At 32.5% G+C, this 26407-nt stretch carries 20 protein-coding genes; 4 read left to right on the top strand and 16 right to left on the bottom strand.

Translation table 11 applies throughout. The features are described from left to right. Positions 1-78: 78 nt before the first annotated feature. The 16 genes from nuoL to bamE form a co-directional block, all read right to left on the bottom strand. Positions 79-1923: an NADH-quinone oxidoreductase subunit L gene (gene nuoL / locus ERCISPPS3390_RS00320; RefSeq protein ID WP_197094883.1), complete on the bottom strand. Its 1845-nt coding sequence runs from the start codon at positions 1921-1923 to the stop codon at positions 79-81. Next, entirely contained in the window at positions 1923-2222 is a 300-nt protein-coding gene (nuoK, locus tag ERCISPPS3390_RS00315) for an NADH-quinone oxidoreductase subunit NuoK (protein ID WP_197094882.1), read from the bottom strand. The genes nuoL and nuoK overlap by 1 nt, the downstream gene beginning before the upstream one ends. 2 nt (positions 2223-2224) lie before the next feature. Beyond that, the gene (gene nuoJ / locus ERCISPPS3390_RS00310; RefSeq protein ID WP_197094881.1) at positions 2225-2791 is read right to left on the bottom strand and encodes an NADH-quinone oxidoreductase subunit J; all 567 of its coding nucleotides are present in this window, start codon (positions 2789-2791) and stop codon (positions 2225-2227) included. A gap of 14 nt (positions 2792-2805) precedes the next feature. Beyond that, on the bottom strand, positions 2806-3348 hold the full coding sequence (gene nuoI, locus ERCISPPS3390_RS00305; RefSeq protein ID WP_197094880.1) for an NADH-quinone oxidoreductase subunit NuoI: 543 nt from the start codon (positions 3346-3348) through the stop codon (positions 2806-2808). A 17-nt stretch (positions 3349-3365) separates the two neighbouring features. After that, positions 3366-4340 (bottom strand): NADH-quinone oxidoreductase subunit NuoH, encoded by a 975-nt coding sequence (gene nuoH / locus ERCISPPS3390_RS00300; RefSeq protein ID WP_197094879.1) that lies wholly within the window; start codon positions 4338-4340, stop codon positions 3366-3368. Further along, complete coding sequence (gene nuoG / locus ERCISPPS3390_RS00295; RefSeq protein WP_197094878.1) at positions 4337-7072, bottom strand: NADH-quinone oxidoreductase subunit NuoG; 2736 nt, start codon at positions 7070-7072, stop codon at positions 4337-4339. Before nuoG ends, nuoH begins: the two co-directional genes overlap by 4 nt. Positions 7073-7121: 49 nt before the next feature. Beyond that, positions 7122-8474: an NADH-quinone oxidoreductase subunit NuoF gene (nuoF, locus tag ERCISPPS3390_RS00290; RefSeq protein WP_197094877.1), complete on the bottom strand. Its 1353-nt coding sequence runs from the start codon at positions 8472-8474 to the stop codon at positions 7122-7124. After that, a complete protein-coding gene (gene nuoE, locus ERCISPPS3390_RS00285) occupies positions 8471-8986 on the bottom strand; it encodes an NADH-quinone oxidoreductase subunit NuoE (protein ID WP_197094876.1) in 516 nt (171 codons plus the stop codon). The genes nuoF and nuoE overlap by 4 nt, the downstream gene beginning before the upstream one ends. A 2-nt stretch (positions 8987-8988) precedes the next feature. Continuing rightward, positions 8989-10788 (bottom strand): NADH-quinone oxidoreductase subunit C/D, encoded by a 1800-nt coding sequence (gene nuoC / locus ERCISPPS3390_RS00280; protein WP_197094875.1) that lies wholly within the window; start codon positions 10786-10788, stop codon positions 8989-8991. Positions 10789-10890: 102 nt separating this feature from the next. Beyond that, positions 10891-11565 (bottom strand): NuoB/complex I 20 kDa subunit family protein, encoded by a 675-nt coding sequence (locus tag ERCISPPS3390_RS00275; RefSeq protein WP_197094874.1) that lies wholly within the window; start codon positions 11563-11565, stop codon positions 10891-10893. A gap of 38 nt (positions 11566-11603) precedes the next feature. After that, on the bottom strand, positions 11604-12050 hold the full coding sequence (locus tag ERCISPPS3390_RS00270) for an NADH-quinone oxidoreductase subunit A (RefSeq protein ID WP_197094873.1): 447 nt from the start codon (positions 12048-12050) through the stop codon (positions 11604-11606). Positions 12051-12950: 900 nt separating this feature from the next. Beyond that, entirely contained in the window at positions 12951-14303 is a 1353-nt protein-coding gene (gene lysC / locus ERCISPPS3390_RS00265) for a lysine-sensitive aspartokinase 3 (protein ID WP_197094872.1), read from the bottom strand. Between the two features lie 1215 nt (positions 14304-15518). Then, positions 15519-16232 carry a phosphoribosylaminoimidazolesuccinocarboxamide synthase gene (gene purC, locus ERCISPPS3390_RS00260; protein ID WP_197094871.1) on the bottom strand — a complete coding sequence of 238 codons (714 nt, stop codon included), beginning with the start codon at positions 16230-16232 and terminating at the stop codon, positions 15519-15521. A gap of 795 nt (positions 16233-17027) precedes the next feature. Further along, positions 17028-18083, bottom strand: a complete 1056-nt coding sequence (bamC, locus tag ERCISPPS3390_RS00255) for an outer membrane protein assembly factor BamC (RefSeq protein WP_197094870.1) — start codon at positions 18081-18083, stop codon at positions 17028-17030. Further along, a complete protein-coding gene (dapA, locus tag ERCISPPS3390_RS00250; protein ID WP_197094869.1) occupies positions 18071-18979 on the bottom strand; it encodes a 4-hydroxy-tetrahydrodipicolinate synthase in 909 nt (302 codons plus the stop codon). Before dapA ends, bamC begins: the two co-directional genes overlap by 13 nt. A gap of 659 nt (positions 18980-19638) precedes the next feature. Further along, positions 19639-19968, bottom strand: coding sequence for an outer membrane protein assembly factor BamE (bamE, locus tag ERCISPPS3390_RS00245; RefSeq protein WP_197094868.1), 330 nt, complete (start codon positions 19966-19968; stop codon positions 19639-19641). A gap of 327 nt (positions 19969-20295) precedes the next feature. Here bamE and tusA point away from each other — a divergent pair, with 327 nt between their 5' ends. The 4 genes from tusA to cysE all read left to right on the top strand — a co-directional run bounded on the left by tusA (position 20296) and on the right by cysE (position 26182). Beyond that, the gene (gene tusA / locus ERCISPPS3390_RS00240) at positions 20296-20550 is read left to right on the top strand and encodes a sulfurtransferase TusA (protein ID WP_197094867.1); all 255 of its coding nucleotides are present in this window, start codon (positions 20296-20298) and stop codon (positions 20548-20550) included. 3269 nt (positions 20551-23819) lie between these two features. Continuing rightward, the gene (gene secB / locus ERCISPPS3390_RS00235) at positions 23820-24281 is read left to right on the top strand and encodes a protein-export chaperone SecB (RefSeq protein WP_197094866.1); all 462 of its coding nucleotides are present in this window, start codon (positions 23820-23822) and stop codon (positions 24279-24281) included. Next, positions 24282-25301 carry an NAD(P)H-dependent glycerol-3-phosphate dehydrogenase gene (gpsA, locus tag ERCISPPS3390_RS00230; protein WP_197094865.1) on the top strand — a complete coding sequence of 340 codons (1020 nt, stop codon included), beginning with the start codon at positions 24282-24284 and terminating at the stop codon, positions 25299-25301. Positions 25302-25357: 56 nt separating this feature from the next. After that, positions 25358-26182: a serine O-acetyltransferase gene (gene cysE, locus ERCISPPS3390_RS00225; protein ID WP_197094864.1), complete on the top strand. Its 825-nt coding sequence runs from the start codon at positions 25358-25360 to the stop codon at positions 26180-26182. Positions 26183-26407 lie beyond the last annotated feature (225 nt).

The raw sequence follows: 26407 nt of genomic DNA, 5'->3' as shown, positions 1-26407 counted from the left end.
CTTAAGGTATATTATTAAATTGATCATAGAATTTAATGCAAATTATTAGATAAAAACAAAATATTGATTTTTAATATTTTACCTCACTATTATCAATGCAAGTAAAAAAACAGCACCACCGCTCATTACAGCTAAATGCCAACGCACATAACCACTTTCACTCATAATTAGTCCTTTGCTACTACTATGCACTATATAAGCTAAACTATTTACCGCCATGGCCAAGGGGTCACCTGATAATATCCTAGCAACTTTTAGATATGTCTGAGTAAAAACTCTATCATATAACCAATCAAAACCCCATCCAGATAACCACCATATCCTTAAAAAACGTCCTAGTTTGCTTTGTGTAATATTCTGTAAATATAAAGAAGGACCTAACCATAATAACGCTGATATGACACAACCTGTTATTACTATTACGCTTGAAGTAATTTGTAGAAAAAATAAATGATTATTTATTAACATGCTACTGCTCGGGAACACTGTCTTTATCGGCGGAAAAACCAAAACTCCTATTACACTTGAAAGTAGCGATAAAATAACTAGAGGTATATAATACATAAAATTCGGTGATATTTGCGCATATAGAATCTTTAATTCACCATGAAATACCAGAAAAATCATTCGACATGTATAAAGTGATGTTACCAATGACCCGATTAACCCCACAAACATTAACATTACATATCCATTATCTAATGCTGCTACTAAGATTCTTTCCTTACTAAAAAAACCTGATGTAATTAGTGGAAAGGCCATCAAAGAAGCACCTCCAATAATAAAAAAAGAATAAACTAAAGGAGTCCTGAAGCGCAAACCACCCATCTTAAACATGTTTTGCTCATGGTTACAAGCAATGATAAGAGATGCGGCAGAAAGAAATAATAACGCTTTAAAAAATGCATGCGTCATTAAATGAAAAATGGCTGGCTGCCAAGCTTGAACGCCTAGCGCCAAAAACATGTATCCTATTTGGCTCATAGTTGAATAAGCTAATACACGTTTAATATCAGTTTGCACTAAAGCAGAGAGACCAGCTAAAAGTATAGTCATCGCCCCAATTATACCCACTAAATAAAGAATTTTTGGTGTTAGCAAAAAAAGAACATGCGTACGAGCGATTAAATATACACCGGCCGTTACCATAGTTGCAGCATGAATTAATGCAGAAACTGGGGTTGGACCAACCATGGCATCCGCCAACCAAGTCTGTAATGGTAATTGAGCAGATTTCCCGACCGCGCCAACTAATAGCATTAAGGTAATCCATGGTAGCATGTATAAATTCTTAAAATAGGAATCTTCTGAAACTAATTCTCCGATATTATTAAAATTTAAAGTATGTGTTATACTATAAAGCATTAAGATCGCAATAAACAAACATACATCCCCAACACGAGTTAGAATAAAAGCTTTTAAAGCTGCTGCGCCATACTCTGGGTTGGTATAATAAAAACCTATCAATAAATACGAGCAAAGACCCACACCTTCCCACCCAAGATACATTAAAACTAAATTATCCGCTAAAATTAGCACGAGCATGCTAGCAATGAAAAGATTAGTATAAGCGAAAAATCGTGAGTAACCCTCTGCACCTCTCATATACCAAGATGCAAAAACATGAATTAAAAATCCAACTCCAGTCACTACAGAAAGTAAGATCAATGAAAGTCCGTCTAACATTAAACTAACATCTACCCTAAGCATCTCTATATCAATCCATGTCCACAAAGTTTGATTAAATGCCTCTTGGTTACTTCTTAAAAAATCATAACCAATATAAACTGTTATTAGTACTGTTAAGCCAATTGACATAAAACTAATAACAGAGCTAAACGTCTCTGATACGCGCCCAGATGAACAAGAAAGACATAAGAAACCCATGAATGGGCACAGTATAGTAAAATAAAGAAGATTCATTAATGCATCCCGCTTACTGTATCAATATCAAGGTTTTTAGCACGATAATAGAGCTGCAGTAACAAAGCAAGGCCAATACTGGTTTCAGCTGCTGACAAACTAATAGCAAAAATAAACATAATCTGCCCATCCGCTTGATTCCAATAACTACCTGCCACTACTAACGCCAATGCTGCAGCATTGAGCATAATCTCTAGACTGATTAGCATAAATAGCAAATTACGACGAATCATAACACCAGTTAACCCAAGGCAGAATAAAAATGTCGCTAGAATCAGTCCATGATATAAAGGAATCAAAACTACTTCTCCAGTTGATTTTTAAAAGTATTTTTATGTGAAGTAGATAATCGTTTCTTCTGTAATATTACACCTGTTTTTCGTGAATCCTGCCCAATATGACACCCTACAATAAGACCGGATAAAAGAAGCATCGAGATTAATTCAACCGCTAGAGCATAAGGGCCAAATAACTTCATACCTACTTGCTTTCCATCAATCATAATACAGTCAATTCTAGAGCTGTTTTTTAAAAAAATAGAATATGAAATAATCAAAAACAATAAAAAAGATAAGAATCCTGGACCAATCCATGCTCGTGGTGGAAGCCAAGTTGTTTCTTCTTTAACAACACTTTCACTAAGATTTAACATCATCACTGAAAACATGAACAATACTACTATTGCCCCAGCATAGATAATAATTTCAAGCGCCGCAGTAAAATAGGCACCAACTGAAAACAAGACACCAGATACAGCCACGAATGACATAATTAAGTATAATAATGCATGTATAGGTTTTTTATGCCAAATAACACGCATAGTTGTGAGCGCGGCTATTAACCCGCAAATATAAAATAGACATTCCATGCCCGTATCCCTTACTAAGGTAACAAGCTTTTAACATTAACAGGCTGCATCTCTTTTTCAGCAAAACCTTTGCCTTTACCTGAAATTTCCATACCTGACATCCTATAAAAGTTATATTGTGGATACTTTCCTGGACCAGAAATTAATAAGTGTTTTTTTTCATATATTAAATCTTGACGATTAAAGTCACTTAATTCAATATCTGGAATTAATTGAATTGCAGTAGTTGGGCAGGCTTCTTCGCATAATCCGCAAAAAATACATCGCGAAAAATTGATACGAAAAAATTCTGGATACCAGCGCCCGTCTTCCATTTCAGACTTTTGTAATGCAATACACCCGACTGGACAAGCTACTGCACAAAGATTACAAGCTACACACCGCTCAAGGCCGTCTGGATCGCGTGTTAAAATAATACGTCCACGGTAACGAGATGAAAGAACCAAAGGTTCTTCAGGATACATTAAAGTTTCTCGCTTAGCAAAGACGTTTTTACCAATTAACCAAATACTACGCAGAATTGTACTCAATCCGATGACAATATTCTTCAATGTCATTATCAATATCCTATTGGCTATGCCCTATATAAGATAACTGCAGCAGTTACAAGCAGATTTACAAGTGTTAACGGTAAACAAACTGTCCAACCGAACCGCATTACCTGATCATACCGAGGTCGTGGCAACGCAGCACGAATTAAGATAAACATAATTATAAAGAACACTGTTTTTAATACAAACCAAACTATCGGAAAAAAATACGGACCATGCCATCCACCAAAAAATAATGTAACAATTAATGAAGATATAGTAATAATTCCAATATATTCTCCAATAAAAAATAATCCGAATTTTATACCAGAATATTCAATATGATATCCATCAGCTAATTCCTGTTCAGATTCCGGCTGATCAAATGGATGCCGATGACATACCGCAAGGCTAGCTATTAAGAAGGTTACAAAACCAAAAAACTGAGGAATAATATTCCAAATATGTTTTTGACTACTAACAATAACAAGCATATTAAAAGATCCAGCCTGCGCTACCACACCCATCAAAGATAGCCCAAGAAAAACCTCATAACTTAAGGTCTGCGCAGAAGCGCGTATAGCACCTAAAAGGGAATATTTGTTATTACTAGACCACCCGGCTAGAAGTACTGAATAAACCCCTAACCCTGCCATAATTAAAAAAAATAATATACCAATATCAAGATTAGATGCCATCCAGGTAGGCGTAATAGGGACTATTGCCATTACCATTAGCAAAGATGTAAATGCAATAATTGGCGCTAATATAAAGATTATCTGATCTGAAAAAGGCGGGATCCAATCTTCTTTGAAAAAAATTTTTATCATATCGGCTGCTAGTTGTAATGAGCCACCCCAGCCTACACGATTTGGACCATAACGATTCTGAAATAAACCCAAAAGACGTCTTTCAGCAAAACTCATTAAAGCGCCACAGATCACCACAACGCAGAGTATCACTAAAGATTTTATAATAGCGATAATAATAGCAAGCTTTGTGTCTGTTAGCCAGATCATGATTGAATCACTATCTGAAAATTATACACACCTTCTCCGCGCAAAAAGAGACCAAAACCAGGAAACCCAAGAGGTAATCCTATTTGCCCAGACTGTAAGTGATTTGAGAAATACACTGGCAATACAAAATCTTCCCCTTGGCAACTAAAAAGTAGAGTAACACCCTCTTGTATCTTAAGTTGTATCGAGTCCTGAAAATTCATAATCATATATGGTGCTGGCATGCGCTCGCGAACAATTTGTGAGCGTTGACTCATCTCCTCACTACCAAAAATATGAAAATAAGGTATGATACGCCAGCAATGATGTTGCCTTGTGAAAGACGAAGGAATATCCTTAAACCAGCTAAGATTTACTTTATCTGACGCAATCAATCGTACACCTAAAGCATCATTAGATAACTGCTTATCCGCTACTATACTTTCAAATTTATTGAGCGCTTGTGGAGAATTCCAGCCGGGAAGCCAAGAAAAAGGAATCTGTACGTGATTATCAGGTGATGGATTCATACCCTCCATAGAAAAAGAAAACATACTGTCTCGATCTTGTGGCTGTTGTGGTTCATGGACACTAATGTTAGACAGCATTGCAGTACGCCCACTAAAACGATGTGGTGAACGCGCTAATTTCTGACCATGAACGCGAAAACTAGAATCTGGTGACGCTTGTTTTATACCAGACAACTGTGGCATTTCTTTAACGCAATCGTTAATTATATCATCTAGTAGATTGCAGTCTACTTTTCGACCATGCATAGCTTGTTTGGTCATATTTAACCAACACCAACTAGATAATATCTGAGTTGTATTGTCATAAAAAGCCGGATCGTAAACCTGAAAAAACCTCTGAGCACGGCCTTCTTGATTAACAACAGTACCATGACTTTCTGCGAAGCTTGCACTAGATAAAACCAAATGGGCCTTCTTAGTCGTCTGAGTATTTTGATGATCAAGAACAATAACATTTTTCGTCTCTCTTAAGGAAAAATTTATTACATCCTTTGATATATGACGATAAAGATCATTTTCTAAAATAATTACCGAATCTGCCTCGCTACTGGCTAATGTATCCAATGCCTTATTTAGCGAAAAACCCCCCATTAAACCAACCCCTATACTATTTACTTCTGGGGTCAAAAAACTAATACCTACTTCTTTTTCATGCCCTATTAAAGATTTCCCAATATTTGCTGCCGCTTGAATAATTGCCTCATTTCCAGAATTAGATCCTGAAATAATAAGTGGCTTCTTAGCGCTATCTAACGCTTGTGCAATTATAGCAATCTGAGTAATCAAATCTTTATCTAGACCATTTACTTTTGGAGCGCTATTATCTAATTGATGGGCTATAGCAAATCCTAGCCTAGCTTGATCTTCTATTGGGGCATAATAACTCCAAGTGGCAACATCATCCAATCTAGTTTTATCTACATTGGTTACAAACAAAGGATATTTAGAATTCAGGCTCATATTAAGGATTGCAGCACTATCCCAAGTAGCCACTTTTTGTCTTTCTGCCATTACGCGGGTTTTTCCCTTAATAGCCTGACGTACCGCAAGCGCCATTCGCGCCCCTGTTTGGGTTATATCTTCCCCGAGAACTAATATTGCGTCGTAATTTTCAATTTCAAAAAGTGAAGGGGTGTATATTCCACTATTTTGCAATATCTTAATAATTAAATTTATACACGCTTGTTCAACTAATGTCATACCAGTAGAAAAGTTAGCCACCCCTACTATGGATAGTAAAGAAAAATTACTTTCTATGCTAGCACGTGACGAGCCGATACCAATAATCCTTTTTGCTTGACGAAGATTGTTTGATAAAACATCTATTGCTTGATTAGTATTCAGTGTCATCCAATTTATTCCATGACGCTGCATAGGTTTACGTGGGCGATTTTTTAAGTTCAAATAACCATAACCAAACCGACCTCGATCACAGAGAAAGTAACGATTTACCATACCATTGTATCTATTTTCAACACGACGTAACTCCCCGTAGCGTTCACCGAGGCTAATATTACAACCAAGACTACACTGCTGACAAATACTCGGAGCAAACTGCATATCCCATTTTCGATTGTAACGCGCAGAATGCGTTTTATCAGTAAATACTCCAGTTGGGCAGATTTCCACTAAATTCCCTGAAAACTCATTTTCTAATGCACCATCTTCAATACGACCAAAGTACACATTATCACTAACCCCATACACACCAAGATCGGTTCCATCTGAGTAATTTTTATAGAATCTGATGCAGCGGTAACAAGAAATACAACGATTCATTTCATGAGAGATAAATGGCCCAAGATACTGATTCAAATGAGTTCGCTTAGTAAAGCGGTAACGACGTGAGATATGACCATTCATTACAGTCATATCTTGCAAATGACAGTGCCCACCCTCCTCGCATACTGGACAATCATGCGGGTGGTTAATCATCAGCCACTCTGAAACACTTCTTCTAAACTCTTTCGCTTCACTCTCATTGATTGAAATCCGCATACCATTACTTACTGGCGTCATACAAGACATCACGAGACGTCCATGATCATCTTTTTCGTTCTGATATTGTTTTACTGCACATTGACGACAGGCGCCAACACTACCTAATGCCGGATGCCAACAAAAATACGGAATATCTAATCCTAAAGATAAACAAACATGCAGTAAATTATCTGTATCATTAACCAGATATTCTGTACCGTCTATATATATAATTACAGGCATAATATCTATGCTTCCATGAAGCTCATTCTATTATGAGCGTTATACTATGTTAGGTGGTCGTACTTTTCACATAAGATAAATTTGGCTGAATACCAACAATCACACGCGAGTCTTCATAAATATTAGAGGATTTAATGCCCGCCTCAAATTCTTCACGAAAATATGCAATAGCACTTTTCAGCGGCGCTACTGCTCCTGGCGCATGAGCGCAGAAAGTTTTTCCGGGGCCCAAATTCCGACAAAGATTTAATAAAATTTCAAGATCACCTACGTGCCCTTGGTGACACTCTAGGGATCGTAAAATTTTTAAACTCCAAGGCAATCCTTCACGACAAGGTGTGCACCAACCACATGATTCACGAGAAAAGAACGCTTCTATATTACTAACTAAAGACACCATATTGATTCTATGATCCACTGCAATAGATAATGCCGTTCCTAAACGACTACCGGCCTTACTAATACTCGAAAAATCCATAGGTATGTCAAGATGCTTGTCAAGTAAAAACTCAGTGCTAGCGCCGCCCGGTTGCCAAGCCTTGAATTTTAACCCGCTCTTCATGCCACCAGCATACTCGTCAAGGACTTCTCGAGCAGTAACGCCAAACGGAAGCTCCCAAACACCAGGGCTCTTGACTTGACCAGAAAAACCCATCATTTTAGTTCCTGTATCTACACTTTTGGAAAGATTTTTATACCATTTAGTTCCATTAGCAAAAATTGCAGGAATATTTGAAAGAGTTTCAACATTATTAACACAAGTTGGCTGACCCCATAACCCTATTGATGACGGAAAGGGTGGTTTTGATCTTGGATTAGGGCGACGTCCTTCTAGCGAATTCATTAAAGCCGTCTCTTCACCGCAAATATAACGACCTGCGCCAGTATGCACTAAAAGATCTAGACTAAAATCAGTGCCAAAAATATTTTTTCCTAGGAAGCCTGCTTCTTTTGCTTCTAAAATCGCGCGGCGTAAATTTCTTGCTGCTTCAATATATTCACCTCGCAGAAAGATATACGCCCGATATGCTCTTAATGCATAAGCACTAATCAACATGCCCTCTATTAATTGATGCGGCATTTGTTCCATTAACAAACGATCTTTATAGGTTCCTGGCTCCATTTCATCTGCGTTACACAATAGATAGCGAGTAGTTCTTGATAAATCTTTCGGCATTAAACTCCACTTTAAACCAGTTGGAAAACCAGCTCCACCTCTCCCGCGTAGACCAGACTCCTGCACTAGCATAACAACTTGCTCTGATGTCATGCTTTTGAGAGTTTGCTCTGCACTAACATATCCATTGGTATTTTTGTATTCTTTTAAAAATACTGGCTGCTGATCTTTGCGAATTCGCCAAGTAAGAGGGTGCATATCAGATGTACGCTTAATCTGTCTCATTGATACTGTTCCAGTAATTGAATAATATCTTGTGAGGTTACATTACTGTAAGTATGTTCATTAATCATTAATGTTGGGCTCTTGTCACAATTACCCAGGCAGCAGGTTGGCAGTAACGTAAAACGCTGATCTTCTGTAGTTTGTCCTGTCTGGATATTCAGGTGTTCTTCTAGTTTTTTTTGAATGCTCTGGTAACCCAGGATATAACACACTACACTATCGCAATACCTAATAATATGACGACCTACTGGCATACGATAAATCTGACTATAGAAAGTAGCTACCTCTTCTACATCACTAGTTGGAATTTCTAAAAGATCAGCAACACCTTTAATTAAACTATCAGACACCCATCCGCGATATTTTTGAATAATATGCAACGCTTCGATGATGACAGCATGAGGCTCCTCATAAAAAATCCTCTCCTTAGATATAGCAGCACACTCTAAAGGGCTTAGTGTGATATCATTGGGTTTATTTCTAATCTTTATTAAAATCTTATTCTCATGCATATTTATCGGTCCACATCTGACATAACAAAATCAATACTACCAAGATAGACAATTAAATCTGATATTAAACTTCCATTAATCACCGAAGGAATCTGCTGCAAGTGTGGAAAACTAGGCGTACGTACTCGCGTACGATAGCTCATCGTATTCCCATCACTAATAAGATAGTAACTATTAACCCCCTTAGTGGCCTCTATCATTTGAAAGGATTCATTAACTGGCATTACCGGACCCCATGAAACTTGCAAAAAATGAGTAATTAAAGTTTCAATATGTTGTAAAGTACGCTCTTTAGGTGGTGGTGTAGTAAGCGGATGATTAGCTTTAAATAAACCCATGGGCATATTATGCAAACACTGCTCTAAAATGCGCATACTTTGGCGCATTTCTTCCATTTTAATCATAACTCGCGTATAAGCACAACTTATACCATGACCGATAGGTACATCGAAATCAAAATTCTCATACCCAGAACAAGGTCGCCATTTACGTATATCAAAATCCAAACCGGTTGCACGTAACCCCGCTCCCGTCACCCCCCAAGATAATGCTTCCTCCATGTTATAAGAAGCCACACCTTTAGTGCGAGCAATAAAGATAGAGTTTTTTAACGCAGCCTGTTCATATAATTTCAGGCGCTTCGGTAACCAATGAAGCAACTCATAAAGCAAACGTTCCCATCCTTTTGGAAGATCATTAGCTACACCACCTATCCGGAACCAGGCTGGGTGCATTCGAAAACCAGTAATAGCCTCTATAATATTATAAATCTTTTGACGATCAGTAAAAGCTAGAAAAACTGGTGACATGGCACCTACATCCTGGATAAATGTAGAGATATATAATAGATGGCTATTAATGCGAAACAACTCAGATAACATTATTCGAATTACCTCAGCACGCTCTGGTACTTTAATATCAGCTAGTTTTTCTACGGCTAAAACATAAGGTAACTCATTAATGCAACCACCTAAATATTCAATGCGATCAGTATATGGAATATAGCTGTGCCATGACTGTCTCTCCCCCATCTTTTCTGCACCACGATGGTGGTAACCGATATCTGGCACGCAATCAATAATCTCTTCGCCATCCAACTGAAGAATAATACGAAATACTCCATGAACAGAGGGATGATTAGGGCCAAGATTTAAAAACATAAAATCCTCGTGAGCACTTGATCTTTTCATGCCCCATTCTTCTGGCCTAAAAAGTAAAGACTCCATGGCTAAATCTTCTGTTTGTTTGGTAAATTCAAAAGGTTTGAATTCAGTAGCTCGCGCTGGATAATCCTTTCTAAGTGGGTGGCCCTGCCAATTTCGTGGCATCATGATACGAGTAAGATGAGGATGCCCAGTCACATGGATACCAAACATCTCCCAAGTTTCACGCTCATACCAATTCGCATTTTTAAAAATATGACTAATAGTTGGAACCTGTAAATTCTGCTCTGATAGCGGTAATTTTATCATCAAATCACGATTTTCTTTAATAAAGATAAAATGATAAAAAATAGAAAAATCTGCTTTTGGTAAACCAATGCGATATATTCTTTGGCGTTCATCTACGCCATGTAAATCATACAACATCACATATGGTTTAAAAAACTCATAAAGGAATGTCACAATTTCTAATATTTGTTCACGCTTTACCCAAGCTACAGTCATACCGGTGCGTGTATCTTGCAAACTCAAAGCGTGAGGGCCAAAATGATGGTAAAGCTTCGAAAGAACTGGATCATCGCGCTGATCTAAAGTTTTTTTTACTGTTTGCACAATACCTTTCCTGGGTGAATTTGTCATAAATTATTTCACTATTCTAACCACGCAACGGATATAGAATTCTTATTCTAATGGTATCATTACAATCTTAATTGTAGATCTATCTTGAATTACTTCTAAAAATTAAATTTCATCTGGCTTGCACAAATATGTAGTAGAAATTCGCTCTGCATTTTTTCTGTCTCTTTCAGATTGCATCTTAGGACGATATACGTTTTGATCATGCATAACCGATGATAATGGTCGACGCTCTTTTCCAATAGATTTTTGTAATAATAACAATGCCTGCATATACGCCTCCGGCCTAGGCGGACAACCCGGGATATATACATCTACTGGTAAGAATTTATCCACACCTTGCACTACTGAATATATATCATACATACCACCAGAATTAGCACATGAGCCCATAGAAATTACCCACTTAGGTTCTAACATTTGATCATATAAACGCTGAATTACCGGAGCCATCTTAATAAAACAAGTACCAGCTATTACCATCAAATCTGCTTGTCGTGGCGACGAACGAATAACCTCTGACCCAAAACGAGCCACATCATGTACTGCAGTAAATGCAGTAGTCATTTCTACATAACAACAAGACAATCCGAAATTCAATGGCCAAAGAGAATTTTTACGACCCCAATTTACCATCTTATGTAAGAGAATTTCTAATTTTCCAAGATAAATATTTTGATGCCTATGATCTTTTAAAGGATCATCTGCCTCTTCTTTTTTATGTAAAGGGTAAACATCATTATCACTATTTTGATTAGGGCGAGTAAGGGTATAATCCATATATTTTCTCTATTTTTATTAATAGATCACTAAACATATCAATTAGGATGTTTAGTACCTAAAATATTATGTATAATAGTAGTTTTATGAGCATGAAGTTTAGAATAAGCGGGAGACCAATCCAGAGCCCTGATACGAGCTAGATAAAATAAACTTACCAGCAAAATAACAATAAAAACTGTAGCTTCAATGAACCCAATCCAACCGACCTCACGAATTGAGACCGCCCAAGCATAGAGATATAAAGACTCAGCGTCGAAGATAACAAAAAACATAGCTACTAAATAGAATTTAATCGATAGTCGCAATCTAGCGCTTCCAACAGAAGCAATACCTGACTCAAATGGTGTATTAGTATATCTTCCATAGGTTTTGCTACCCAAAAACCATGAAATTAATAGCATGAATAAACATAAACATATTGCAGAAACCAAAAAAAGAATAAAACCATATTGATGAGCAAGAATTTTTATAGTTGTAGGCATATTAATTTTACTCAAAAAAGCTAAATTTTATATAGTATCAGCATCTTACTGATGTACTGGACCTTAACCTAAAGAATCTATAGATAATATGTCATAAACCATTACAAATTAATTTATATAAATAAAAATCTACAAGTTATGATTTTAAACTGTAAGTAATAAATTTTAGTGTTCTGATAAAATAAATCACAGATGACGCCATGAATTCCATGCATAGATTTCTAGCCAATTCAATTATTACATCAATTTACACTAACAATAAAAGAATAACTAAGTGATAATAACATATCAATAAAATACCAACATATCCTATAATACCATGAACCTACAATATAAGAAGATAACATTAAATAAAATAATTGTACTACGCACAATGCATTATGTTAATTGATTTATAAGTCATCAAAATAAATATTATCATTATTTTATATCATATCACCATGTGTTATTTTTATGTAAATATCTAACAATCTGGATGAAATATTATTCTTGCTTAAGACGGAGGTGTTAATAATAAAAAAATCTTGCTAAGAGCTCTCAGGCTATATGCTACATAGCATTTTTAAAAATGAATATTAGACTTATAGTCTAATAAAAATTATTATATAGAACATTAAAATATATGAAGATAAGAAAATTCATTTATTCTACTACTTATATATATTGATACATATTTTAAATAGACAGTAAGATATTTATAGTACCACCAGAAAACTTGTATATGGATTAGAATCATCCCTCGCTAATAGAAATAATATATAAATTCTCTGATATTCCTTGAATTGATAAACCATATAGTACTTATTATTTGATATAGTTTTTTAAAATATTAAAAATTACTATAAGTGGTAATTTATATAAATAAAACGAATAAACTATAGCAAATCTTCTTTTAATAAATTATTCAAATATCTTATAGTGCAGAAGTTGTATTATCCTTTCAGCATTGTCAGTAGGTGTTAAAAAACAGAGTGTAAATTGAGGATAACTATTAAAAACCATACGTATATTACATAAATCTAATAAACTTAAAATTTTTCTCTTAGAGCTGTCAAACTGAGAAAGCTTATTTCCAATAATTGACACTAACGCTAAATTTTCTTCTACCTCTAATTTACAAAAATTAGTTAGCTCAGTAAGTAATACTGGATTTAAAAGATTGCTGGTCATTACAAAAGACCAGCTTGTATCTAATGTTACTGCTAATTTTACTTCAGATCGCATTATCAAATCAAGATGAATGCCATGACGTATTAATAATTTACACACTGCTTCAAAAAAACAAAATGTATCTAATAGATAAACATTGTGTAACGTTAGCAACGTCTGCTGAGAACGTAACGCAAGAGCTCGGAACAGAGGTAAATCATGAATCTTGTGACATACAATAGTACCACCGGCTCCTGGATGCTTACTAGAGCCAATAAATATTGACATATCACCACGTACTACGGGTAATAAGGTTGCTGGATGTAATATCTTTGCACCACAAGTTGCCATCGTGAATGCTTCTTTAACAGTGATCTTATCAATACGCTTAGCGGATGGAACTAATCGTGGGTCTGCAGTATAAATTCCAGAAACATCAGTCCAGATATCAATCCTTTTAACATTTAGCGCTTCTCCAAGTATTGCCGCGGTATAATCGCTACCCCCACGACCTAAAGTTGTAGTTCGTCCTTTTTCTTCTTGACCAATAAACCCTTGTGTCACAATTAATACTTCTAAAATCAGAGGCTTTAATTGATGTTGAACAAGCTCCTTCAGTATGCTAATTTTTGGCTCTGCAGAACCAAAACACGCGTCAGTGCGCATTACTTTACGTACATCAAACCATTCTACTTCCACCTTACGCTCACGAAGGATTTCAACAAAAAGCAAACTAGACATTAGCTCACCATAACTAATTAACTTATCAGTTCGCTCAGAAGATTGTGAAAACTCTGCAATTTTAGAGAGCGCTTGAATATTTTTAAGTATGTGATTTATTTTATTACGAATGACTTTTTGATCAATCAACCGTTTAATGATAGCCTCTTGCATTTGTATGATTTTAGATAGTATAGCAATACGTTTTTTTTTACACTGACCTTCAGCTAACAAATAAAGCTGATTAGTTACCCCTGCAGATGCTGATAATACTACTAAGCGTATAGCCGGTTTTTGTAAAACTATATCAGCACTATGCTGCATAGATATATAATCAGCCATACTACTACCGCCAAATTTCGCTACAATAAAATTGTGAGACATAACGAGAGCCAAACTGGTGTGAAGGTTAATTACATTAGCTCAATACAGAGCACGCCAGTAATATAGGCATATTTTATTAAAACATAAATTCCCTAAACCATGATACTGTCAAAGCATAAGAACTTACCCTACTCTAATCATTTACCCTACCCTTGATAGATTTACCATTGATAGGTTTTGATAGATTTTTAAAATACTAAATGTAGTTATTTTACAAACCTTTGACCAAAACTCACTGAGTACATCAAACCTATAGAAAATGTTTAAAATCAATAACGCTAACCACTATTCTTTTACAAGGCCGCTATCTAATAGATAGAATATTTTTTAAAAATTCTCTTGTAATTGTGTTAAGCTAAAATTATAAATTATTACATACATTAAACGAACTCATTAAAACACAACTATTAGATAACTATTCACAGAAAAAAGACTCTATCAATCTGATAATTTTTTAAAAAAATATATAGGTATCATATTGATATATATACAGATAAAATATTCAAGTAATATATATACTGAGATTTTTTTATTTATTATAAACAACTAAATAGTACATATTGAATATTTTTATTATACAAAAATATGCCATACGCTTCACTAAAAACCACTAAAAGTGGTATAATTATTGCGCAGTATTAAAAGGTAAAATAGTGTAAAACTACAGTGCAAAACTATATAAAGATATTTTTAAAAATAAAAAAATTCATCCATTGATGATAAACTTAATCCAAATAAAAATATAAAAAAATTAGCTTTGTATATAAAAATAATAAAAATTGTTACCTTTATTCTAAATTTTTTGGTGTCCTATTAATTTTTTCCCTTTAACGAACCACCTTCATGATTATCATCATCTTTTGTATTCTACCTATGCAAGTCTTACCTGAAAGAATCTTCATGTTCACCACGCCTTTCAATATATCTTTATTACTCATTTATAAATTACATCATTCTTACTTTTAGATAGCGTGTAATGTACCGTGTATTACAGCTCTTATCTTTTATTCTGAAAATAAATGAGGATTCTTATAATAAGATGGATGAACTTAAGTTTTTATTATAAGATTTTTATACTTATGCAAGAAATAAATGCATTTTTGTCTAGTTTTACTTTGAAGAGTAAAAACTTTGTTTTTAAACCTATATCATCATACAAACTAACAATCCACAGATAATCGTTAATAACTTGTAAAATTATTTTATATACATAAATTAGTTTAGGTTTACCCCTAAACGATTAGCAACTTCTTCATAAGCCTCTATTAAGCCCACTTGATTTTGCCGGTAAAGATCTTTATCCATTTTATTAAGAGTTTTTTGATCCCACAATCGGGCGCTATCGGGAGAAAATTCATCACCTAAAATTACTTCATTCTGAAATATTCCAAACTCTAATTTAAAATCCACTAAAATCAAACCTCTTTCAGAAAAAAGTGTGCTTAAAATGTCATTACTCTGAAAAGTTATCTCTCGCATACGTGACAGATCATGTTCACTTACCCAGCCAAATGTTTTGCAATAAGATGAGTTGACCATAGGGTCATGCTTACCATCATTTTTAAAAAACAAATCAAACACCGGAGGAGAGAGAGGAGTTCCCTCCTTAATGCCCAATCGTTTTACCAATGATCCTGCAGCGCGATTACGCAATACGAATTCCAGTGGCACCATTTTTAAATTTTTCACTAATGTTGAATCATGAGAATATAATTCTTTGATCTGAGTTTGTACGCCGGCCTTCTGTAATTTTGACATTATAAAATAATTTAACTTATTGTTAATAAACCCTTTGCGATTCAACTGATCAACACGCTTACCATCTAGGGCAGAAATATCATCACGGAATTCTAATACTAATACATCCGGTTCATCTGTGCTATATAGGGTTTTTGTTTTACCACGATATAACTCGATCATCTTACGCATCGTATTTTCTCAATTTGCAATAAAGTATTAATCTTACGTTTTCTAGGCAAGATTTGAACATTTCTAATTATGATCACACTCTTTTTATAAAAACGTATTATTATATAATAAATATATTATTTGGTCGATTATATCAACTTACCTAACCTCTTAACATCTTTTATGTAAAACCACTCCTTATCATTATAAATTCAATATTCAATTATATATTTACTAATACATTAATTTTCCTACGATTTCCTTTTAATTCTTTTATAAAATCTAAAAAACCATTATGAAAAATTAAAATCCTATCTCTCTTAAAATAATTAATATCTGACTGAATTTATCAAGATCTGAAAATAAATAGTTGACGCTACTGTTCTAAATGCTTTTTGTGCTATTTATTTTTTATAAGCTATTTTCTGTCTTACCTCTGTCTTATCTTAAATCTTAATAATTGATACTTGAGTATTTTTAGAATAAAAGTACTATTACAGATTACAATTTATCAATTATAAGTTAAAGTTAATATTAATATAAGACAGTTTATATACATATAGATTAGATACTTCTAATCCATTTCGCTATCTATCTAAATAGATCTAACCAAAAATATATACATACACTATATTATCTAAAAACAGGTATGATAAAATATACTAAGAATTCAAATATTTCACATGATGATAATGTACACACTTTTATCAGAAATTTATCTAGACTACCTAGTGTTAGATGATCTCTGTGAGGTAAAATAGTTAGATTTTGACTAGAATTTTTCTCATAAGTAAAGAATTTATCAGTTTATTATACTCATGCCTGCTTATTTTTTATTGTAATTAACTTCAAAATAGATAATATTTTCTCATGCTGCAATCGATTTACTAGGTGACCTGTTGGATCAAAAAACTGCAAACTACTATAAGATCCTAGATCGCCAACCTGAAGTTTATAGTAACCATTTTTAAAATTTATATCCGTAACACCTAATTTGTGAATAGTTTTTCTACTCAATGAGGTATATTTGACCTTTAAGCTTCCATGTGAATAATTACTCTCTTTTAATTCTATATTCAATATTTTTAGAATTTCTGGCAACCAAGACCAAATATGATCAAAAGAAGCGCATAAAATTATATTTGATAAACCAATATCACTGGTACTACTGTATGCATGAATGTTCTGTTTATAATTTTTAAATATCACCGGAACTGTTTGGTTTTGATGTATCATCATATTTAATTCTTTAGCTAAATAGCTACACATCCTTACAGTGTAATTCTGAATTTGAGAGGAAGAAGTTACCTCCTTATCTTTTTGTCGTAAATCAATTAAAGTTACTTTTATCTTCTGATAACTACCATTCTCCTTCATGCTAATTTGATAACGCCCAGAATAAACATTCTCTTCGTTATCAGCGTGAGAATTCCACCGAACCCAATTGGTAAATAAATTTTTATGTATATCTTGACGATAGAAAGTTATAAATCCATTTTTCTGTAAAATATTAATTATTTGTGACCAAACAAAACCCGATGAACCCTTAATAACTAATCTGCCTACATTTCCAGATATTTGAGCCTGCGAACTTTGCTCATTCATTAAACTTTGAGTTGGCGGTTTAAGATCTACCCGCGTATCATTCTGACTATTTATATCCACGGAAGGAATATAGAAATACTGATTTCTTGTTGGTAAAACCATTCCAGGCGGAGCTTTTAACTCTTTAGGGTTATCTATTTTTAAAGTCGATACATAACTAATTGCTTGATACTTATCATATCCATTTCTAGAGCAAGTTGATAAAAAAAATACTGATAATAGTCCTAAAATCATGACTATCACGGGCTGATGTCCTAAGTTAGACATGTATATACTCCCTTAGTTAAAAGACAATCAGCATCTTTAAGCGCCTGCTGAACAACAGAATAATTAATTTCAGTTAATGGCGTCATTGGTAAACGTAATGTATCATTCTCTATTAATCCTAATTTTTTTGCTGCCCATTTAACAGGAATAGGATTAGGCTCAATGAATAATTTTTGATGGAGATTCATCAACTTCTGATCTAAAAGGCGAGCCTTATCGATTCTTCCGTTTTGAAATAAATCACATAGATTTGCCATCTGATAAGCAGCGATATTAGCTGTTACAGATACAACGCCACACCCACCTAGCTCCATAAAATTTAATGCAGTAGCATCGTCACCACTAAGCAGAATAAAATCTTCTTGAACTAATTTTTTAATTTCAGTTATACGTAGCAAATCTCCAGTTGCTTCTTTAATTCCGATAATATTTTTAATGTTAGCAAGACGTTGAATGGTAATTGGTAGTAAATCTACACCAGTACGTAAAGGAACATTATATAGTATCTGTGGAAGATTAGTGCTTTCAGCGATTGCTCTGAAATGTCGATAAAGTCCTTCTTGTGTGGGGCAATTGTAGTAAGGCGTTATGCTTAAACATGCAGATACACCAGAGTTTTCTAAAGATTGAGTAATAGAAATACCTTTTGCAGTACTATTCGCGCCAGTACCAACTATAATAGGAATGCGCCCTTTGGAAAATTTTAACATTAGCTCAATCACATGACTACGTTCTGCATTAGTTAAAGTAGCTGACTCTCCTGTTGTACCTAAAACAACTATCGCTGAAGTTCCGCTTTTCACGTGATAATTAATAAGTCTTTTAAAACTATTAACGCATACCATACCTTTCTTATTCATTGGCGTGATTAGCGCCACAATGCTTCCTTTAAACATTATTCTTCCTTGTTAGAAAAAGTTTAAGATAGTTATTTCCTAACAATCTCTCCTGAGACTATAATATTTTGACATATCACTGTTTATATATCTTAGCTATTTGTATAGTTATATCTGTTTGCATAGTGATTATTTATAAATTATAAATATTACTAATAGTGGTATATAGACAGGTTCATAACAATGCGATTCTAGACCAACGATACAAGAAATTCTTAACATGATAATTCATTCTCTAAAGCTCTGATATCATAAAATGATTAAAACCTTAAAAAATCTTTCAAATAAAATTTTTATGTACCCAATATGGATAATATAATAACTAAATACAATCAAAATAAAATTTACAAATAGCTCTATTTTTAATGTTATGACTTTAAATTTTATTATTTTCTGGTAGGGTAGAAAACAAAAGCACTATAAAATATAATAAAAAAATCAAAAATGCAAAATTGATATACATTTTGTATATGTATATCTTTTCACTTTAAATTCACTAAACATTAATAACTCACTAAAAAAAGATTATTTTTCTCTAACGTTTATATAAAGATATTTATATAAAACACATTTTATTAATAAAAATTACTGACAGAACACTGATAAATTTAATTAGATAATTAACTCAAGATTTTTTATCCAACTCCTCCAGGAATAAATTAAATCTTTTTATTATCTATATTAGTTAAGATTCCTTGATTGTTAAAAGTTAATTTTAATGTCTTCTGCTGAAGAGGTTGATGCCTAATTTTTTGACGAGATACGTAATACCAAATATTGCTACTAAATGGATCACTAACCTGAGGTGTGCCGAGAATGTATCTAACTTGTTCTTGTGTCATCCCAATGTGAATTTTTATTAAATGAGAGTCCGATAAATAATTACCTTGAATTAGATCCGGATGATAAACTAATTTATCAGCGATAGAGCAACCATCGCTGACCATTAAAGCAATTAAGATTATAGTTAAAATTTTATAGCTTATCATAATATCATTCCTTATTAACTATAATAATTATTATCGTTACTATTTTAAAATCATTACTATTGTAGATATACTAAGGGGTCAACCCTCTGATATAAACTATCGATTTAACATATCATTTTTACTACATATCATTTTTACTTATGCATGAATTAAAGGTAAAAAGTAATATTTCACCTAATACATTCATATATTCTAAACTTTTTATCTTCTAGGGCTTCTTCTTTGTTAGCATGAAAATAATATATAGTCTTTGTGCATAAAATTATGCATATTTTAGTATCCAGAATTATATTATTTTAGATATATTAGACGAGCTATCTTAAACTAATGAAAAAACTCATCATGACACCTCAGCATACCCTAGATACTCAAGGGCTACGTTGTCCTGAACCCCTTATGCTGATACGAAAAACTATACGTCATATGCATAATGGCGAAACCTTGTTAATTCTTTCTGATGATCCAGCCACCATATATGACATTCCTAGTTTTTGTCATTTTATGGATCACGCTTTAATGTTACAATCAATTGACTCCAGGCCATATCAATACCTTATAAAAAAGAACAAATCTCTAAAATAGAGTTACTCGTATTAGTGATAACATGTTATAGTTATAACATGTTATTAACCGTGCACTTTTCATGCAATTCATGCAATCAAATACAAAATTAACTCTTAAAGATTTTATTCATTTATTTCTATTCATCCATAAGGTTAATTCATTGACACACGTGATTACAGAAATTTCTATTATGAGCTTTATTATCTTTATTGATAAAAATTAAACACGTGATAACTCGATTTTTATATAAAAATATAATAATTTTATCCTAATTTAATAATTTTATCCTAATTTAATATTAAAAATTGTTCAATTAAATTAATTTACTGTCAAAAGTTTCTAGCAAGATAAAATCTTTACATAAAAAGTAAATTTACTGACCGAGCTCAATGAGTAATATATCAAAACTAGAAATTTATAATGTTAATCTTTTTGAAAATATTATGTATTTTTGCATTTTACTTGATACAATTATTAATAATTATCAAAGGTATTAATAATTATCAAAGGTTATCTAAAAATATAAAATATATAAGTTTTAATCCTTCCGTGCTAAAAATTAAAAGAATTTTCATAATAAAAATAAATATTTTTCTAAATCTTAAAGCATTGAAATATTTTTCTGAAAACATTATAATTTTACAGATATATTGCTAAATAAAGATGTATTACTAACTGCATATTTCATTAAATATCTTATTATATTATCAAATGTATAATGTATAAAAATTAATTATAACTATCTAAATTAATTATAACTATTTAATATAACTATCTAAATATAAGAAACAGTTTACCTGTAAATTTTATTTACTAAAAATTTTTCTAAGTCAAATACTAAATAATTGATACTGCATATTGTTTTTTTAATCAAAAAAATAATTAATTAAAAATTCAAGAAAAACTTTCATAATGCAATTAAATTAAAACTTATTAGATTAGAAAATAAAATTTAATAACAATTGTAGAGATCTATTTGATCTCAACTGAATACCTGCGTCTGCGTAAGATAATATTACTCGAAGATCGCTATACTATAGTTAAAATTACAAATAAAAATAATTATTTCGTCTCAATACTAAGGTTAAGAAATATAATGCAACCCGCTGATTTATAAAACTAAAACTCTTGCTTCGATTCACAATAATAGGATAAAATATCAAGTTACATGTTATTTTGCATTTTATATAACCTTGATTCACGCTATAGTTTATAGAGCTTGATGTATTATATCTACTATCGATGCATTATATCTACTATCATTCTCTAGCTATATGGTATTTTACTGTAAAATATTATAAAATCGATTTCATTAATCATAATTGCAGTTTTCTATTCTATAGAATGCACAGAATCATTAAGCAATGAAAAATACAACCAAAAATAAAACAAAATACAGTAGAGATTGATTTAATCAAAAATATTCATTATAGAATACACTAGGATATACCAGACGATAAACAACGTAAACAACGTGAATCATAAAAACTTACAGACATACCGTATTAACTTTACAAAAAATAATATCAAAATTATTCTAGATTAGAACGATTAACTAACATTCTATAATAAATAATCATTTATACAAAAACCACCTTATTAAACCAGATATACAATTAAAATTAGTAAAATATTGTAATAGACAAATATAGTAAAAGTTGTTAAAAAATTTTTTTCACATTTAAATAGTAACCCTAATTATTCAAATCACAGCCCCTTTTTCTTTTAAAATAAGACGCATCCTTTAACAACACACACAATGTATAAATACAACTGAAAAATATTCACCTCAATTACACATACTATTTAATCGTAATAGAGGATATAAATTTTTAGAAAAGATCTACAATTAAGAAACATATTATACCACCAATCTCATTAATACTACATATTCACTATCAAAAGCACCAAAAAACATCAAAAGTATACACAAGACTTAAGATAATTATATTGTACCTAAAATCTCTAAAACTAACTAGTCTTAAAACACGTTAGCAGCTGAATTCACTCACTCTTACGAGATTTATCACGCACACTACACAAATATTATAAATAAATATTTCACCATCTTTAATATCAGTAACGAGTATTATTTAAAATAAAATACAATTAAACTGACTATTAATCTTACATAAAAATTTTCTTAATTAAAAAATCCAAAAAAAATTCTAACTTACTTCTTAATCTTAACTCTATATAAAAAATATTCAGAATACTAAATGATATTTGGTGCGTTATAAAATTCATATAGTAATTTTAAAAAATACCAGGAAGCAGGCATCTTAATGACGTTAATTATGTGTTTTATTTTAAAATACAACGTATAAATAATAAATTGATCAATTATATTATAATAAATAAAATAATACGTAAAACACTCTATATCTTTATCGTAGAATACGAATTCTTTATTATGATTTTTAAAAAATTTTACTCATTACAACACGTAGTAAAAAATAATATTAAAATTTCACCATAATAATATATAATATGTTTTAACAAAGTACATCTAATAATTTCTATTAATCTAGTGAATTTTAGGTAAGCTAAAAAACTATAAAATTTCTTTTGTTATGGATAATTACACCTGTTAATTACAAGGTATAAAATTTACAAATACAACTATTTAAAAAAATTAAAATCGCCTGTAGACATATCAGATAGAGATCACTTTTATCTTGTTGCTGTGTGGTACACACCATATAGGATAATGTGTGATCTTGTCTAAGATCTTTCATCTTTTAAAATTTAAAAAACAAGAAATACATCCAATTATTTTGATTTAAAGTTTTAATCTAAAATAGATATGATTTTAACTAATATGGTATCTTATAGAAACAGAAAGATATAAGATGATCATAAAAACCTTATTTAGAAGACAGATCCATGCTTACGTATAACAATTTAAAATTGATCTTCTTGTAAAGAGAATGGTTTTTTGTTCTATATCACTTACATCAGTAAAAATAAAAATCATTATTTAAATTACTACCTACTTATCTTTCTTAGTATCATTAATGTATATAATCTAAAATATTTATGATATATAAATAAAAAATTTAAAAATTACTTGAAGATACCCCTTGAGGATATCGAAAAATATTCAGATACATCTAAAACGGCTCATAGTAAAATTACTGAATTTTAATGATTCCAAATTCTATTAATTTTGTAAAATATTTTGCACCCCTCCATAATCATCTAGGGCAAAACCATAAACATTACAAACCATTTTACACTCTTAAATACAATCATATCTTACTAATGAATAGGATTACAAAGTTTCTATGTTAGAAAAATATCATAGTGATAAATCTCTTCAAATTAATCGAATTTACACTAAAAACATCTCTTTTGAATCACCCCAGGCACCACAAATATTTCAAGCACCTTGGGACCCTCAGGTGACACTAAACCTAGGCACTAGTTCTACTCACTTGATAGACAAAATGTACGAGGTAATACTACGTGTGACTGTTATTACAAACCTTGCTAAAAATATTGTTTTTCTGTGTGAGGTAGAACAAGCCGGGGTCTTTTCTATTGAAGAAACAGAAAAAAATAAAATAGCACATAGCTTGGGTTCACGCTGTCCAAATCTTCTGTTTCCATATGCACGTGAATGCATTGCTAACTTAATATGGCATAGCACTTTTCCACCATTACATCTTGAGCCGGTTAATTTTGACACACTATTTATGGGGTACCTTCAAAAATCAAAACATACAGAACATACTCCGGATACATAAATGAAAAAATCTGATTCAATCATGAGCATTATTGGAGCTGGTTCATACGGAACCGCATTGGCCATTATGCTGTCTCGTAGTGGCCGTCAAGTCATGTTATGGGGGCATAATCCTTATCATCAGGCTCAACTAAAAACATACCGATATCATCATAATATTCTTCCCAAAGTACCTTTTCCGGACACTTTAATCATTAAAACTAATCTTGCCAAAACAATAGCGGCTAGTCGTAATCTACTGTTAGTAGTTCCAAGCTATGTATTTGGCGACATGTTACAGCAAATTAAACCTCATCTTCGCACTGATTCACGTTTGACCTGGGCAACAAAAGGTCTCGAAAAGCATACTGGGCGATTACTACAAGAAGTCGCATCTGAAATACTTGGTAAACATATCCCTCTAGCTGTTATATCAGGACCAACATTTGCCAACGAAGTGGCAATAGGTGCACCCACTGCAATTACCTTAGCAGCAACAGATAAAAAATTTGCAGTAGAATTACAAAAATTATTGCATTACAAAACAAAATTCCGAGTTTACAATAACCCTGATATGATTGGCGTGCAATTAGGCGGAGTGGCAAAAAATATAATTGCTATTGGAGCCGGTATATCTGATGGTATTGGTTTTGGCGCCAACACTCGAGCTGCACTTATCACTCGAGGGTTAGCTGAAATAAGTCGGTTAGGTACAGCTCTCAATGCTAATCCTGCTACATTTACGGGAATGTCCGGCCTAGGAGATTTAGTATTAACGTGCACAGATAACCGCTCTCGTAATCGACGCTTTGGTGTATTGATAGGAAAAGGTTATAATGTTCACCATGCAAAAAAAATAATAGGGCAGGTTATTGAAGGTTGGTGCAATACAAAAGAAATTAAAATGCTAGCCATGCGCTATAGTGTTAACATGCCAATTACTGAAGAAATTTACCAAGTAATATATTGTGGGAAAAACGTTATAGATGCCGCAGAAAGTCTGCTCAGTAGTTCCAGTAAAGAGGAAATTAACAGCAACTAAATTATGCGACTTCATTTTTACTGCGGAAGATTTAATATTTTATTAGAGAGCGAATGATGCTATATATAGATCCTAAAAAAATTTGGCATGACATTAGAAAAGAAGCTTACCAACTCATTCAATCTGAACCTATGCTGGTCAATTTTTATCGCTCTTCTCTATTGCAATATAACGATTTAGGGACTGCTTTAAGCTATATTCTTGCTAATAAGCTCGCTAATCATATTATATCTAAAATAGATTTATATGAGATTATTCAGGATATTTACCAACAGCATCCAGGCATAATTATTTCCGCCGCTCATGATATCTATGCCGCGCGTCATCGTGACCCAACCGTTGATAAATACTCCACAGTAATATTATATTTAAAGGGCTTTCATGCTCTGCAAATGTATCGTCTTTACCATTGTTTATGGAATTCAGGTCGTCGCGCTCTTGCCCTTTATCTGCAACATGAAAGCTCTGTTTTATTTGCGATTGACATTCATCCTGCCGCAAAACTTGGTCAAGGTATCTTACTAGATCATGCAACTGGAATTGTAATAGGTGAAACCACGGTTATTGCAGATAATGTGTTAATTCTGCAATCAGTGACACTTGGTGGTACTGGCAAGGATAACGGCGATAGACACCCCAAAATTCAGGAATGGGTTATTATTGGAGCAGGAGCTAAAATTCTTGGAAACATTGAGGTAGGGCGCTGGGCAAAAGTTGGAGCTGGATCTGTAGTTCTACGGCCTGTTCCTGCTTATACTACTGTTGCCGGCGTTCCGGCTAATATTGTAAAAAACAAAAATCAAAATCATATATCATCTATTAATATAAATCAATACCCTATAGCATTATCTCCAGGTTTTGAATATGGCGACGGCATATAATAAACTATTCATTAAAGATGAATAAGACTATAACTTGGCGCAGTCAAATACTAATAGTTACCTTAAAGATTATTTTAAATTCTAAAAATAAAAATAACTCATAAATGTAAGATTCTGTCAGCAGATTTTGCTATCGAGGCTATCTTAATATTTTACAACTATACCTATTTAAATATCTAGTAAAATCTAGATGTAAAGATTTTCTAAATTAATCACTAAAAATAT

The organism is Candidatus Erwinia haradaeae, from assembly GCF_900698885.1.
Classification (GTDB): Bacteria; Pseudomonadota; Gammaproteobacteria; order Enterobacterales; family Enterobacteriaceae; genus Erwinia_E; species Erwinia_E haradaeae_H.
The sequence above is the reverse complement of the archived record's forward strand: the minus strand, read 5'-3'. Positions and strand labels throughout refer to the sequence as shown.